This is a genomic window from Ellagibacter isourolithinifaciens (assembly GCF_008831035.1).
GTDB classification, from domain to species: Bacteria; Actinomycetota; Coriobacteriia; order Coriobacteriales; family Eggerthellaceae; genus Ellagibacter; species Ellagibacter isourolithinifaciens.
Map to the genome: position 1 here is coordinate 22834 of NZ_WAJR01000023.1, position 14659 is coordinate 37492.

General features: G+C 62.5%; 8 protein-coding genes. All 8 read right to left on the bottom strand.

Going from position 1 to position 14659, the window contains the following annotated elements:
* Positions 1 to 7 precede the first annotated feature (7 nt).
* The 8 genes from F8C90_RS08395 to F8C90_RS08430 all read right to left on the bottom strand — a co-directional run bounded on the left by F8C90_RS08395 (position 8) and on the right by F8C90_RS08430 (position 14410).
* Entirely contained in the window at positions 8 to 1834 is a 1827-nt protein-coding gene (locus F8C90_RS08395) for a nucleoside-diphosphate sugar epimerase/dehydratase (protein ID WP_158050072.1), read from the bottom strand.
* A gap of 193 nt (positions 1835 to 2027) precedes the next feature.
* Positions 2028 to 2384: a DUF1667 domain-containing protein gene (locus F8C90_RS08400; protein WP_158050073.1), complete on the bottom strand. Its 357-nt coding sequence runs from the start codon at positions 2382 to 2384 to the stop codon at positions 2028 to 2030.
* A complete protein-coding gene (locus F8C90_RS08405; protein WP_158050074.1) occupies positions 2381 to 5302 on the bottom strand; it encodes an FAD-dependent oxidoreductase in 2922 nt (973 codons plus the stop codon). Before F8C90_RS08405 ends, F8C90_RS08400 begins: the two co-directional genes overlap by 4 nt.
* Before the next feature lie 8 nt (positions 5303 to 5310).
* Positions 5311 to 7536, bottom strand: coding sequence for a YgiQ family radical SAM protein (locus F8C90_RS08410; protein ID WP_158050075.1), 2226 nt, complete (start codon positions 7534 to 7536; stop codon positions 5311 to 5313).
* Positions 7533 to 8477 carry a diacylglycerol/lipid kinase family protein gene (locus F8C90_RS08415; protein ID WP_158050076.1) on the bottom strand — a complete coding sequence of 315 codons (945 nt, stop codon included), beginning with the start codon at positions 8475 to 8477 and terminating at the stop codon, positions 7533 to 7535. Before F8C90_RS08415 ends, F8C90_RS08410 begins: the two co-directional genes overlap by 4 nt.
* A 464-nt stretch (positions 8478 to 8941) precedes the next feature.
* Positions 8942 to 10285, bottom strand: coding sequence for a trigger factor (locus F8C90_RS08420; protein ID WP_158050077.1), 1344 nt, complete (start codon positions 10283 to 10285; stop codon positions 8942 to 8944).
* Between the two features lie 144 nt (positions 10286 to 10429).
* Positions 10430 to 13705, bottom strand: a complete 3276-nt coding sequence (locus F8C90_RS08425; protein ID WP_158050078.1) for an FtsX-like permease family protein — start codon at positions 13703 to 13705, stop codon at positions 10430 to 10432.
* Positions 13706 to 13708: 3 nt separating this feature from the next.
* Positions 13709 to 14410, bottom strand: a complete 702-nt coding sequence (locus F8C90_RS08430) for an ABC transporter ATP-binding protein (RefSeq protein WP_158050079.1) — start codon at positions 14408 to 14410, stop codon at positions 13709 to 13711.
* Positions 14411 to 14659 lie beyond the last annotated feature (249 nt).

Below are 14659 nucleotides of genomic sequence, written 5' to 3' on the forward strand. Positions count from 1 at the left end.
GCATTTTTTAGCGATTCTTCGTGAAGTGGTAGGTGGGCACAGCCTCTTCGAGAATCTTGATTGCCTGCTCATCGGTGTCGCGGATTGCCTCTTGCAGCTCGCCGAGCTTCTGCGCCACCTGCTCGTGGCTGATTTCCTGACCTTGCGAAATCATGATCGAGTGGTTGGACGTGGGAAGCGTGTTCTCCTCGTCCATCAGCAGCTCCTCGTACATCTTCTCGCCGTCGCGCAGGCCGGTGTAGACGATGCCCACATGCGCGCCCGACAGGCGGATGAGGTTCTTCGCCAGATCCGCGATCTTCACCGGCTCGCCCATGTCGAGCACGAAGATCTCGCCGCCCTTCGCCATGCCGCCTGCCTGGATCACAAGCTGCACCGCCTCGGGAATGGTCATGAAGAAGCGCTCAATGTCGGGGTGCGTCACCGTCACGGGGCCGCCTTCCGCAATCTGCTTCTTGAACAGGGGAATCACGCTACCGTTGCTGCCAAGCACATTGCCGAAGCGCACCGCCGCGAACACGGTCTTCGATGTGCGGGCATAGTACTGCATGATCATCTCGCCCATGCGCTTGGTGGCGCCCATGACCGAAGTGGGGTTCACGGCCTTGTCGGTCGAGATGAACGTGAAGTGCTCCACGCCAAAGGCGTCCGCCGCGCGCACCACGTTCAACGTGCCGAAGACGTTGTTCTCAATGGCCTCGCGCGGGCATACCTCCATAAGCGGCACGTGCTTGTGGGCGGCAGCGTGGAACACCACCGCCGGATGATACTTCTCGAACACCTCGTTCACGCGCGCCTCGTTGCAAATACTGCCGATCTCGATGTCGATCGCAATGTCGTCGTAGGAGCGAAGCAGCTCTTGGCGGAGCATGTAGGCGTCGTTCTCGCAGATGTCGAAGATGACGATGCGGCGCGGCGCGACTTTCGCCAGCTGACGGCACAGCTCGCTGCCGATTGACCCGCCGCCGCCTGTGACGAGCACGGTCTCGCCCGCCACGTACGCATACGCGATGCGCATGTCGAGCTGCACTTCCTCGCGCCCCAACAGGTCGGTCACGTCAACGTCGCGCAGGGCCACATCGCCCAGCTCGTCGATTCGCAGGTCGCGGATGTTGGGCAGCGTCTTGAGGACGCACTCGGTCTTCGTGCACACCCTGTAGATGCGCTTGCGCTCTGCAGGTGTTGAAGAGGGAATGGCGACGACGATCTGCTGGATATCGTACTTGCGCACCAGCTCCTCGATGTCGTCGGTCGAGCCCTCAACCTTCACGCCGTGGATGCGCAGGCCCCGCTTGGCTGGGTCGTCGTCGGTCGCGACGATGGGGATGCCCGGCATGTTCGGGTCCTTCGTGGCCATGCGGTTGATGGTGAGCGAGCCGGTTTCCCCCGCACCGACGACGAGCGTCCGCGGGCGATCGACGTTATCTCCCGAGAACGCGCGCTTCTTACGGCGCTTGATGCGCCACAGCAGACGGTAGCCGCCCATAAGGAAGACGAGCAGAATCGACGCGCCGATGAACACGCGAATGGGGAGCCTCACGTTGATAACCCACAGGAACACGGCGCCTACCAGGGTCGATATAACCACGGAAAGCACAATCTGGAGCGCCTCGTCGACGCTTGCGTATTCCCATAAGTTGTTATACAGGCGAAACGCGCCCATGATTGCGATGTTCACCACGGCAAGGATTCCCAGGATGAAGAAAATCTCGTTGCTGGTGAACACCTCATCGAACACGTTGGTCAGAAGCGATGCGAGCCAATAGGCCACGTACGTGGCGATGATGTCCATGATCAACAGAGGCGCCGTGCGCTTCGCTATATGCAAATCCATGCGTGCCCTCACTTGGGTTTAACGGCACCGTGGCCGCCGATACACAACCCTATGATTGTATACGATTGCGAGAACACCCGACCGCATTGCAGAAACACTGCACGGATGGAGAATGCCGGCAGCGGGTCGCGCTTTGAGGCAGCGGATGGGACGGAGGTCGGGTGCTTTACCTCACGTGGCGGTGAAGCGAGCTCTACCCTATCGACTTTGTCGCGATGAGGGAAATCCCCGTGTCGCACACGTTCTCGCAGATGACATCGCCCAATACGATGGGAGCGCACAAGGAGAGGCCTGCCGCCTCGCGAGCGACGTCCCCTGCAAGAGCTTTGGGCACCGGTGCGCTCGTCCGATAGCTCACCGGTTCCAGGCACCCCCGAGCACATACCGTACCGCACACGGTGCGGACCGGATTGATCGCCTCGGCCTGGGCATACTTCTTCCCGCGACCACACGAGTTGCCCTCAACGCTTGTGACCTCGCCGTTCTCGGCGAACCCGACGTTCATGACGCACCCCATCGGGCATTGGATGCACGTGATCCTCCGGCTCATCGCGCGCCCCCTTCCACGGCTGGCGCCCGTCGCGCGGAAAGCCCGCTTACCGCCGACACGACGATGCGCGAGCACCCGGCAAGGCTCTCCGCGTCGACTTTCATGCGCTTCATCTCAGCGGGAACCGCCACAACATCGCGTGCTCTTGCGAGCACCTCGCCCGCACTCACGTCCTCGCTTTCGCGCACTTCGAACCGCACGCCCTCGATGACGTCGGACACGCGGAAGGAAAGCATCACCGCCCCCTCCGCATCGTGGGAGATCATCTGGGGCACGACGTAGCGCACGCCTTCCCCGGCGACCACTTCGATAGGTGCCTCGTCCGCGCTCGCCAAGCCACCCTGCACCTCGCCTCGCGCGAAAGCGGCCGCAAAAGCCCCCGCCCGCTCACCTTCCTCCGATGCGAAGTCCGCCAAATCGTGCACATGCAAGGCGTTTCCGCAGGCGAAGATTCCAGGCGTGCTCGTCGCCAAGCGCTCGTCGACGATGGCGCCTCCCGTTATCGGCGAGAGCGCCACCCCCGCTGTTTTCGCGACCTCGTTTTCGGGGATGAGCCCGCACGAAAGCACGAGCGTGTCGCAAGGGATGCGCTCCTCGGTGCCCTCGATGGGGCGCCGCGTCGCGGGGTCGACGTCCGCCACGACGACGGCCTGAAGGCGCGTCTCGCCCTCAAGGCGCACCACCGTGCGCGACAGGTGCAGCGGGATGCCGAAGTCATCGAGACATTGCACGATGTTGCGGCGCAGCCCCGAGGAGAACGGCATGATCTCGTATACGCCGAGCACCTTGATACCCGAAAGCGTCATGCGGCGGGCCATGATGAGCCCGATGTCGCCCGAGCCGAGCACCACCGCCGTCGACCCAGGGACAAGTCCCTGCAGGTTCATGAAGTTCTGCGCGCAGCCCGCCGTATAGACCCCCGAGGGGCGCGCGCCCGCGATGCCGAGCGCCCCCAGCCCGCGCTCGCGGCTTCCCGTCGCCAAGACCACGGCCTTTGCGTGGAAGAAGAGCTCGGCTCCGAAACGCGTCCCAACGACGAGCTTCCCTACGCCCTCGTCGTCGATGTGCAGCACCGATACACCATATTCGCAGGCCACACCCGCGTCAATGACGGCTTGCTCCTCTTGCGCAGCGTATTCGGGACCGGTAAGCTCGGCCTTCATGCGATGCAAGCCGAAGCCGTTGTGCACGCATTGCTTAAGCACGCCTCCCGGACGCTTCTCTCGGTCGACCATCGCCACGCGAGCCGCGCCCGCACGTCGCGCGCTCACCGCCGCCGCCATGCCCGCAGCGCCGCCGCCGATGACGACCACATCGAAGCTGTCCTCGATCCGTGCGCGCCCGCCCGGCTCAGCCTGCCGCGAGCCCACTTCCGCATGCCGTTCGCGCGCCTCCGAGCGCGGCTCGTCCGCCACGCCAAAGGGCCCGCCCGCAACGGCGGGCTTACCCGCGCGCACCAGCTCGACATAGTCGGCGCGAGCTGACGCAATCATCCTCGAGCCGGGAAGCCGCTTGTCGATCGCGTCGGGCGAACAGCCCAACTCGCGCGACATGATCTCCACAAGCTCCGGCGAGCAGAAGCCGCCATGGCAGCGCCCCATCGTAGCGCCCGTGCGCCATTTGATAGCATCGAGCGAGAGCACGGGAAGGGGGCCATGCAGCGCGCGCACCACTTCTGCCTCGGTCACCTCGCAGCAGCGGCAGACCACATGCCCGAACGCCGGATCGCTCGCAATAGCATGTTCGCGCTGCTCATCGGTCATGGCCATGAAAGGAAGCTGCGGCGCGCGGCGCGGATTAAACGACGGATTGCCGTCCGCCCCCAAACGAGCCGCAACCTGAGAGGCGATGAAGGTCGCCACCGCAGGAGCAGACGTCAGACCAGGCGATTCGAAGCAGGCGATGTTGAAGAACCCGGGCACATCCACCGCCTCGCCGATGACGAAGTCGCCCGACTCGCCCGCCGCGCGCAGCCCCGCGAAGTTCGTGATAGCACCGCGGGGAGAAGCCGCAGGCCAGGTGCGGCGCGCGCGTTCGACGATGTCGGCAAGCCCCTCCTGTGTCGTCGAAAGGTCGGTCTTGGATGCCTGGGAAACCGAGTTCGGGCCGATGAGCATGTTGCCGTGAATTGTGGGTGTGACGAGCACTCCCTTGCCGAGCGGGCCGGGCACCTGAAACATCGTGTGCTCGAACGTGGTGGCGTATTCGGTGTCGTAGAGATAGTACTCGCCCCGGCGCGGCGTGATAGAGAAGCGGTTCGCCGAGACCATATTGTTCAGCTCGTCGGCGAAAAGTCCTGCCGCGTTCACGACTGCCCGCGCGAAGAAGCCTTCTCTGGCAGCATCGACGCGAAACCCGCCGTCCACGCGAACGATGCGCTCCACGCGGTGATTGAACAGGAACCTCACGCCGTTGCCGCATGCGTTCTCGGCCGCCGCGAAGGCGAAGCCATAGGGATCGACGATGCCACCCGTCGGAGCCACGAGCGCGCAGGCGACCTCGGGAGAGACATTCGGCTCCATCTCGCGCGCCCGACTCCCCGACACGATGCGCACGCCCTCAACCCCGTTCGCATCGGCGCGGCGGACGAGCTCATCGAGCTTCAAACGGCCCTCGTCATCGAAGGCGAGCACCATCGACCCGTTGCGGCGGAACTGCACGCCAAGCTCGTCGCACCAGCGCGGATACGCCTTCGAGCCCTCGACGTTGAAGCGCGCCTTGAGCGTACCGGGCACGGGATCGAAGCCCGCATGCACAATAGCGGAGTTCGCACGCGTAGCACCGCAGGCGATATCGTTGCCTGCCTCGAGCACGCAGATGGACAGGTCGTATCGCGCAAGCTCGCGGGCCGCCGTGCACCCGGCAATGCCAGCTCCAACGACCACCACATCGAAGGAACAAGCCTTCCCTTCCTGCATATGCGAACCTATCCTTTCCTCTTCGTTCCTCGACCACGTTGCCCCTCACCGGGGGATTCTTTGCGATTAACCCCGCCAGCGTGCGAATGGGGAACCTTGCCCTTGCCGCCGCCTGGATGGGAATTCCCACTCTTGCTACCGGGCGAGCGTCGGGCTTCATCCTTGCCGCTACTCTGCCGGGCTAGCTTACCCCTGCCGCCGGTCGAGCGCGACGACTTCCCCTTGCGACTGGGCGCACCACCTGAAGAGCCGCCCGCACGAAAGTCCCCCTTTGACGCCGCTTTCTCCTTCGGCGCACCCTTCCCCTTCGACAGCGCGCCCCCACGGGCCCCCTCCGGCCGCACGAGACATTTCGCGTCGAAACCGATAAGGTCCTCCCGGCCAGCGCGGTGCAGCGCCTCGCGCACCAGGTCGCGATTCTTCGGGTCGCGGTATTGGATGAGCGCACGTTGCAGCGCCTTCTCGTGCGGGTTTTTCGGCACATAGACCGGCTCCATCGTGCGCGGATCGAGCCCCGTGAAGTACATCACCGTGGCAAGGCTTCCAGGCGTCGGGTAAAAATCCGACACCTGCTCGGGGTTAAACCCCATATCGCGAACGAATTCTGCCAGCTCAACGGCCTCTTTCATGGTTGACCCCGGATGCGAGGACATAAGATAGGGAACGATGAACTGCTTCTTGCCCGCGCGAGCGTTCTCCTCCTCGAACAGCGAGACGAAGCGCTCGTAGATTGCGTGGTCGGGCTTGCCCATGCACGACAGGACGCCATGGGAAACGTGCTCGGGTGCGACCCGGAGCTGTCCGCTCACGTGGTGCTCGGCCAGCTCGCGCACGAACTCCCGCCCATGCTTCTCGTCGAGCATCACGTAGTCGAAGCGGATGCCCGAGCGAACGAACACTTTCTTCACGCCGGGAACCTCGCGCAGCTCGCGCAAGAGGCGGATGTAGTCGGAATGGTCGGCGATGAGCTTCTTACATGGTTCGGGCGCTAAACATCTTCTCCCCCGACAAGCGCCATGGTCCACCTGCTTGCGGCAGGCGGGCGCGCGGAAGTTCGCCGTCGGGCCGCCGACATCGTGGATGTAGCCCTTGAAGTCGGCGTCGTGCGTCATCTCCTCAGCCTCCGCGACAAGCGAGGCGCGGCTGCGCACCTGCACGACGCGCCCCTGGTGGAACGTGAGCGCGCAGAAAGCGCACTCGCCGAAGCACCCGCGGTTACTCGCGAGCGAGAACTTCACTTCCTTGATAGCGGGAACCCCGCCCGCCGCATCGTAGTCGGGATGCGCGGCGCGGACGAACGGCAAGCGGTAGACCGCATCGAGCTCGGCGGTCGAAAGCGGGGCGGCTGGCGGGTTCTGCACGATGAACTCGTTCTCGCCATAGGGCTCGACCAGGCGTTTTCCCGTCACGTGGTCGCTGTTCGCGTATTGTATGGCGAAACTTTCCGCGTAGGCGCGCGGGTTGGCGCGCATGGCGCCGTAAGCGGGCAGCAGCTCGTAGTCGTAGACATGCTCAAGCGAGCGCGTGCGGAACACCGTGCCATCGATAAAGGTAAGGTCGCTTACCGAAAGCCCCGAATTCAGGGCGTCGGCGATCTCCACGATGGAGTGCTCCCCCATCCCATATGACACGAGGTCGGCATTCGAATCGAGCAGGATCGACCGCTTAAGCGAGTCCGACCAGTAATCGTAGTGGGCAAGGCGGCGCAAACTCGCCTCGATACCTCCGATGATGATGGGAACGTCCTTGAACACGCGCCTGATCAGGTTCGAGTACACCACAACCGCGTGGTCGGGGCGCAGCCCGCCCTCACCCCCAGGAGAGAAGGCATCCGAGTGGCGGCGCTTCTTGGCGACCGTATAGTGATTCACCATGGAATCCATGTTCCCCGAGCTCACGAGGAACCCCAGACGCGGGCGCCCGAGCGCGGCGACGCTTTCCGGATCGCGCCAATCGGGTTGGGCGATTATGCCAACCTTGTAGTGGTTCGCCTCGAGAAGACGGCAGATGATTGCCGCGCCGAACGACGAGTGATCCACATACGCATCGCCCGACACGTACACGAAGTCGCACTCGTCCCAGCCGCGCTCGCACATGTCCTCGCGGTTCACGGGAAGAAACCGCGCACGATAGGCGCGCGCATCCTCCGCCGCCTGCTTATCGGAGCGAGTCCGTTCCCCAGGCCGCCCCCCTGCCCGCGCAGCGTCCTTGCGATTCGCCGAGCGCTTCGTCATGAGCGCGCGCTTTCGCCTTGGTAGGGAACGACGACGCGCAGGGCGCGCGGGGCAATCGAGATGTGGTAGGAATCGGCCACGAGCGCCTCCCCATCGATCTGCACGGGAAGCGGCGCGTCGAAGCGAAGGTCGATTGACGCCGCGCGGCGAAACTCGATCTGCTTGAAGCGCGTATGATGGGCATCCTTCGCCATAAGGAAGATGAAGGTACCGGAAAACCGCGTCAACGGCGGATGCGCGATGCAGATATCGAACAGGCCGTCGTCGGGCGCAGCGTCGGGGCAGATGCGGAAGCCGCCGCCGTAAGTCTGCCCAATCTGAACCGCGAAGAGATACGACTCACCGCAGACAGGCTCGCCGCCGTCGAGCACGGCAGTGTAGCGGCGCAGGTCCATATGGTGGAGCAACTGGTCGATACCCGACTGCAGATAGAGCATCGTTCCCGTCTTCCCCGTTCGGACGCGGCGTTCGACGGTATCGAGCGCAATTGCCGCGTCCAGACCGAACGACAACGTCTCCAAGAACCATCGATCGTTGCATTTCCCCACGTCATGCGAGCGCAATTCGCCATCGCACAGCTGCAAGACCGCCGTGGGAAGGTCGGTCGACATGCCGAGCGTGCGCGCGTAGTCGTTGCCCGAGCCGACGGGCAGCAGTGCGAAAGCAGGCCGTTCGCCTGCCGGAACTTCCATGAGCCCGCAGGCAACCTCGTTTGCGATACCGTCGCCGCCGAGCGCGCAGACGCAGTCGAACCCGCGCGATGCGGCACGGGCGGCGATGTCGCTCGCCTGCCCCGGGCGCTCGGTGAACTCGAGCACGAAGGAATCTTCCCCCAACGCAGACGCAAGCAAGGCGCGCGCCCGATAAGCGCACGCCTTGCCTTCACCGTTTTGCGCAACGGGATTCGCGATGATGAGCAGTTTTCGAAAGCAATGTGACATGCCCCGTATTATACGACATGCCCCGCCTGCATTCGCTACATCGCCTAAGGTTTGGCGACCAACAGAGCGTTCTCCAGATACAGCAGCTGACCGTAATTCAGGGTAACCGTTACCTTCTGGGTGAACGTTTGCACGGCCGTGCTCTCGGGAGCGAGAAGCTCGCTCGTGAGAGTCGCGATCGAGCACGGAGACCATGCTGGAGGGCGCACCCCAAGATGTCGTCGTTCGCGAACCACTCGCCTGGGTCGGCATCGCTGAAACTGTAGTTGGGAAATGCTCGGTTGCGAATGATTGCACCTCGATGGCATCCGCCGAACCATTCGGCGCGCGCGAGCGATTGGGACACTGGAGCCAAAGAAAAGCGCTCCGCTGAACCTTACGTCCAACGGAGCGCTTGCGAAGGCGGAAGAGGCTTCTAAGCGGGGCCTCACCCCTCCATGTGATTCAGGAAAACGACTAGTCGGCTATTCGGCAGCGTCCGCAGCGTCAGCCTCGGCCTTGTCAGCATCAGCCTGTTCGCCTGCAATCCTGATGTTCGCGTGCTCGAGCAGCCAGTTGTTCGCCTTCAAGCGCTCGGCAGCCTCGCGCAGCATGAAGCCGCGGCCCGTCTGCTCGAGGCGCTGACGCAGCATCTTGGGGTTCACCTGCGGGTTCATAGCGCGGCAGGCGGCGTTGATGTCGTCGTCGTTCAGCACGAGGTGCTCGTGGCGGAACAGCGCGTCGAGAGCGAATCCCTGCACGAGCAGCTCGCGAATCTGCATCATCATCATCATACCGAACTGCTGCTGGCCGCCCTGTTCCTCGATGAAGGCGTCGAGGGTCTTACCCTGCTGCTGAGCAGTCTGGCGCACGTTGTTCATCAGCTGCTCGCGCATTGCCTCGTAGACCTCGTCTGCGATGCTGCCCTGGAAGCGACGAGCGAGCTCGCTCGCAGCGAGCTGGCGGTTGTAGTCGTCGTACTGCTCGCGGCCCTGCTTTTCGAGGCTCTCGCGAATGCTGTTGCGGAAGTCGTCTGCCGACTTGTACATCGGCATGTACTTCGTCACCCACTCGTCGGTAATGGCAGGGACGACCTTCTTCTGGATCTCGAGCACCGTGGCACGGCATTCCACCTTCTGGGTGCACTCGTTGCCGTCGTCGTCAAGACTCGGGCCCTCGAAGGTGAATTCCTTCGTCTCGCCAACGTTCATGCCGATGATGTTCTCGTCGAAGCCGTCGGGCATGTAGCCGGCGCCCGTGGTGTAGGTGCGGCCCTCGGTAGTCAGGCCCGGCATCGGCTTGCCGTCCTCGGAGCACTCGAGCTTCACCTTCACGCTGTCGCCCTTCGCAACCGGATGCGGGTCGTCGGCGACGTACTCAGCGTAATGCTCCGCCGTTTCATCCATATGGCGCTGGACCTCGTCTTCGCTCACCTCGAAAGGCTGTACCGTAATGGAAACCGGCTCATAGGAAGAGAGCTCGTAGTTGGGCTTCGGGAGCACCACGACGGTGAACGCGAACTCGCGGTCGCGAGCGATGGCGCGATCATGCTCGGCCTTCGGCGGGTACGCGGGCGTGAGGTTCTTCTTGTCAATAGCATAAGGGACAAGACCCTCGATCGCCTGATCCTGCACGATGGAGTCGAGATTCTTGATGCCCATCTGCTCCTCGGCGACCTGAGCGACCGTCTTGTCCTTTTCCGGGCGCAGGCCCATCTGCTGAGCGAACTGAATATAGGCGTTTTGCAGCACCTCGTTCACCTCAACGGGCGTTGCGACGCATTCGAGACGCAGCTTGCCGTCATCAAGCTTTCGCTGAGTAACCTTCATTGAACTAGTTCCCCTTTCGAATGAGAAAACTCCAACTCATTTGTAGAAATTGTAGCGCAACTTGCGCGATACGCATCCTGCAAGACGTATGAAAGGGGCGGATTACCCCCTCATCTTCGGCAATTCGCAGGTACAAATAGGCGCCTATTCATTCGATTTCAGGCTTTCGACCATATCGATCCGGCGCAGCTTCGGACGCATAGCGAGCGTTACGATCACCGAGAACACCATAGTTAACAGGAACGCAATGATAAAACTTGCAGCATGGATGTCGCGACCGAACATGACCTGATCCACCTCAGCCGTCACCACGACGAAGCCCTCCATCACGATGCCGAGCAAAAGGCCTACGAGTGCACCGATTACGGCAAGCAAAAGCGTTTCTCGGTAGATGTAGGCATCGACCTCGCGCGGGGTGAACCCGAGTACCTTCAACGTGGCGATCTCGCGGACACGCTCGGTGATATTGATGTTCGTCAGGTTGTAGAGCACGACGAACGCAAGCAGTGCCGCTGCGATCACAAGGACCACGACCACGCTGTCGACGCTCTTGAGCATGGTTCGGTAACTATCGATAGTCTCATCGTTATAGGTGACCGTCTTCACGCCGTCGGTTGCCAGAAGCTCGTCGGAAAGCACCTCGCGCGCGCCTTCGTCTTCCACCTCGTTCGCGTAGAGCGTGGTGAAAACGGGTTCCTCGCCCATCACCTGCTCGTAGAGTGTCGGCGTGAAGTAGACGTAGTGCCCGACGTAGTTCTCCATGATGCCCGCCACGGTGACCTCGCGCCCGTCGCCCGTCGCGTCACCCACAGCATCCTCGTCGAAGATGGAAAACGTGCTGCCCACCTCAAGGGAGAGCTCCATCGCGAGCTTTTCGCTCACGAGCACGCCGTCGTCGGAAAGCGCAAGCTCCTCGTGCCCCTCACGCGTGCGCAAGGTGTTGAAATCGGAGAGGGTGTCTGGATTCTCGGGCACAACGATATCGACGCGGTGCTGGCTCACGTCGGCACTCTCGTCGTCCGAGATCGACTGCGCTTGCTTGTTCGCGGTGGCAAGCCAGGCGTATTCTCCCGATGCATCTTCTTCAACCCGTTGCTCTACCTGGCTTTTCTCATCATCCGTAGAATCGGAGGCCATGCGGACAATAGTGTTGTAGTGATAGAGCTCGCCGTACTGCTTGTCGATGATGTCGTTGATGGCGTTTTGCAGCCCCAGGCCTGTGAGCAGGAGCGCCGTGCAGCCGGCGATGCCCACGATTGCCATGATAAAGCGACGCTTGTAGCGGAAGAGGTTGCGCGAGGTGACCTTCCAGGAAAACGACAGGCGACGCCACACGGGGCGGATACGCTCGAGTAGAATGCGCTTGCCCGCCTTGGGCGCGCGCGGAAGCATGAGGAACGCTGGACGCTCGCGCAGCGTCGAGGCGGCAGCGAACCAAGTCGCGATTACGGTGATTCCCACGCCGAGCCCCGCGGCGGCGGCGGTCATGGCGGGGTCGATCGGGCAGGGGCGACACGGAACGGCGTAGATGATCGCATAGGCACCCATGATGAACCAGGGCAAGAACTTCGAGAGCGAGACGATACCGATGATCGCGCCGACTCCGCTCGCCACGATGGCGTAGATGAGGTACTTCGAGGTGATGCGCGCCTTGCTGTAGCCAAGCGCCTTGAACGTGCCGATAAGCACGCGCTCCTCCTCGACCATGCGCGTCATGGTGGTAAGCGAGACAAGCGCTGCCACAAGGAAGAACAAAAACGGGAAGACCTGGGCAATCTGGTCGATGCGACCCGCATCCGACTTGAAGCTCTCGGCGCCGATATTCTTCGTAAGGTCAAGCACATACACCTCGCCCTCGGTATCCGCAATCGCATCTACGTCGGCCTGGGCATCGGCGAGCTTCGCCTCGGCGTCGGCGAACTGCTCCTCGGCATCCGCGCGCTGGGTGGACAGCTCGTTTGCGCCCTCTTCGTATTGTGCGAGGCCGTCCTCGTATTCGGAGCGTCCCGACGCAAGCTGCCGACATCCCGACTCCAACTGGGCGCGACCGCTGTCGATAGCCGCCTGCGAGCTTGCAAGCTCGCCCTCAGCAGCGTCCATGCTCGCCTGCGCCTGAGAGCGCTGCTCAGCAAGCTGGGCACGCCCCTGCGCAATCTGCTCGGGAACGCCCGCAGTCTGCGCGTCGATTTGCGCGATGGCCGCTTCGAGCTGCGCCACGACATCGTACGCGCCCGCCGCCTGCGCCTGCGCGAGCTGCTCGACAAGCTGAGCACGCTGTGACATGGCGGCATCGTAGCTTGCCTGGGCGGCGTCGAGCTGGGCCTCGGCAGCCGCAAACTGCTCCTCGGCAGCCGCAAACTGGGCTTCAAGTTCCGCCCGCCCGCTATCGACCTGCGCCTGTCCGCTCGCAAGATCGCGAGCGCTCGAGTCGAGGGTCGCCTGCGAGCTCGCGAGCTTCGCAGCCGCGTCGTCAAGCTTCGCCTTCGCGTCGTCAAGTTCCGCCTGCGCATCGTCGAGCTTCTGGAGCGCATCGGCTCGCTCGGCCTCGAAGTCGGCACGGCTCTCGTCAAGTTCCGCCTGCGCATCGGCGCGAATCCCGTCGAGACGCGAAGCGAGCAGATCATCCGAAATGCCGTTAATGCGCGAAGCCGTCGCATCAACGAGCAATTGGTAATCGTCGGTCGCCCACTGCACCTCGCGAGCGCCAGCGACGGTGACGAAGGCCTCGGTATAGGGGAAATCCTCCGCGAAGGCGCCTTCGGGAACATAAGCGAAGGTTGCGAGCTGCCCCGACCCGAGAGACGTTGACCCCACCGACGTCGAGCACGTGTAATACGAAGAACGAACGAACCCTGAGACGGTGTACTCGTGGACGGCGAAGGTATCGTCCAAATCGGAGGCCCCCTCCGCAAGCAGGACCTTATCGCCGACGCTCACCTCGGTCGACCACACCGTGTCAGCGGACAAAAGGCACTCGTCATTCGATTCGGGCCACGACCCTTCGACCAGGATGGGCCGGTTGATATAGTTCGGGTCCTCAGATTCGACATTCAGCCCATCGTCGCATTCGCTCGCCCGCGCCTTATCGACGTTAAGGGAATGGATACGCGTTGTGTACTGCACGCCGTCAATCTGCGCGATGACGTCGGACTCGTAAGCAGGCATGAAGCCGCTCACGCCTTCCACCTGGGAAATCTCATCGATCTGATCATCGGTGAACCCGAGCGATGAGACGACGCGCAGATCGCACAGGTTGGTCGCGTCGTAGTACGTATCGCCCGCAAGACGCATATCGGGGCCGGTGAGGCGCAAGCCCGCATAGAAGCCGCACCCGAGCGCCGCGATGATGGCAATAGCGAGGAAGCGCCCAAGCGAATGGGTGATCGATCGGACTACTTCTTTGCGGAATGCCCCTGCCATCGGCTACCACTCAATCGTTTCGGCGGAGGCGGGGTGGGCGTTTTGCTCCACGGCGGCAACCTTGCCCTCGCGGATATGGATCACGCGGTCGGCGATATCGGTGAACGCGGAATTGTGCGTGATGAGCACGACGGTCTTACCCGTGTTCGCGCACGTGTCCTGCAAAAGCTTCAGGATAGCTTTGCCGGTCTTGTAGTCGAGGGCGCCTGTGGGCTCGTCGGCCAAAAGCACCTTCGGGTTCTTTGCGAGCGCGCGTGCGATGGCCACGCGCTGCTGCTCGCCGCCCGAGAGCTGCGAGGGGAAATTGTCGATGCGATGAGAGAGGCCTACTTCGGCAAGCACCTCGGCGGCGTCGAGGGGGTCGGTGCAGATCTGGCTTGCGAGCTCGACATTTTCGAGTGCTGTCAGGTTCTGCACGAGATTGTAGAACTGGAACACGAAGCCGATATCGTAACGGCGGTAATACGTAAGCTCCTTCTCGTCGAACGCGCTCACCTCGCGCCCGTCGAGCATAATCGTGCCCGACGTGCAGGAATCCATGCCGCCGAGCATGTTCAAAAGCGTGGTCTTACCCGAGCCCGATGGACCAACCACGACGACGAACTCGCCTTTCTCGACGGTGAACGACATACCGTCGACGGCGGCGACCTCAACCTCGCCCATCTGATAGATTTTGCGGACATCGCGGAACTCGATAAACGCCATGCGGACTCCTCGAAATATCGTCGTTTGTCCCATTATAGCGAAACCTCACCGTTAAACGCGATCGAGGTTGGCCAAGAGCAAAGGATAACGGGCCTCGAGATAGAAAAAGCCCCAGGTCAAATTGAACTGCCTCCCATTTCTTGGATACGAGAAATGGGAGGCCCTTTTATGGCTGGAAACGCTTTGTACGACGTCGGTCTGAGGCTGCGCGCAGCCGAGCTGCACGACATGGGGCGAGGCCGCGCATCG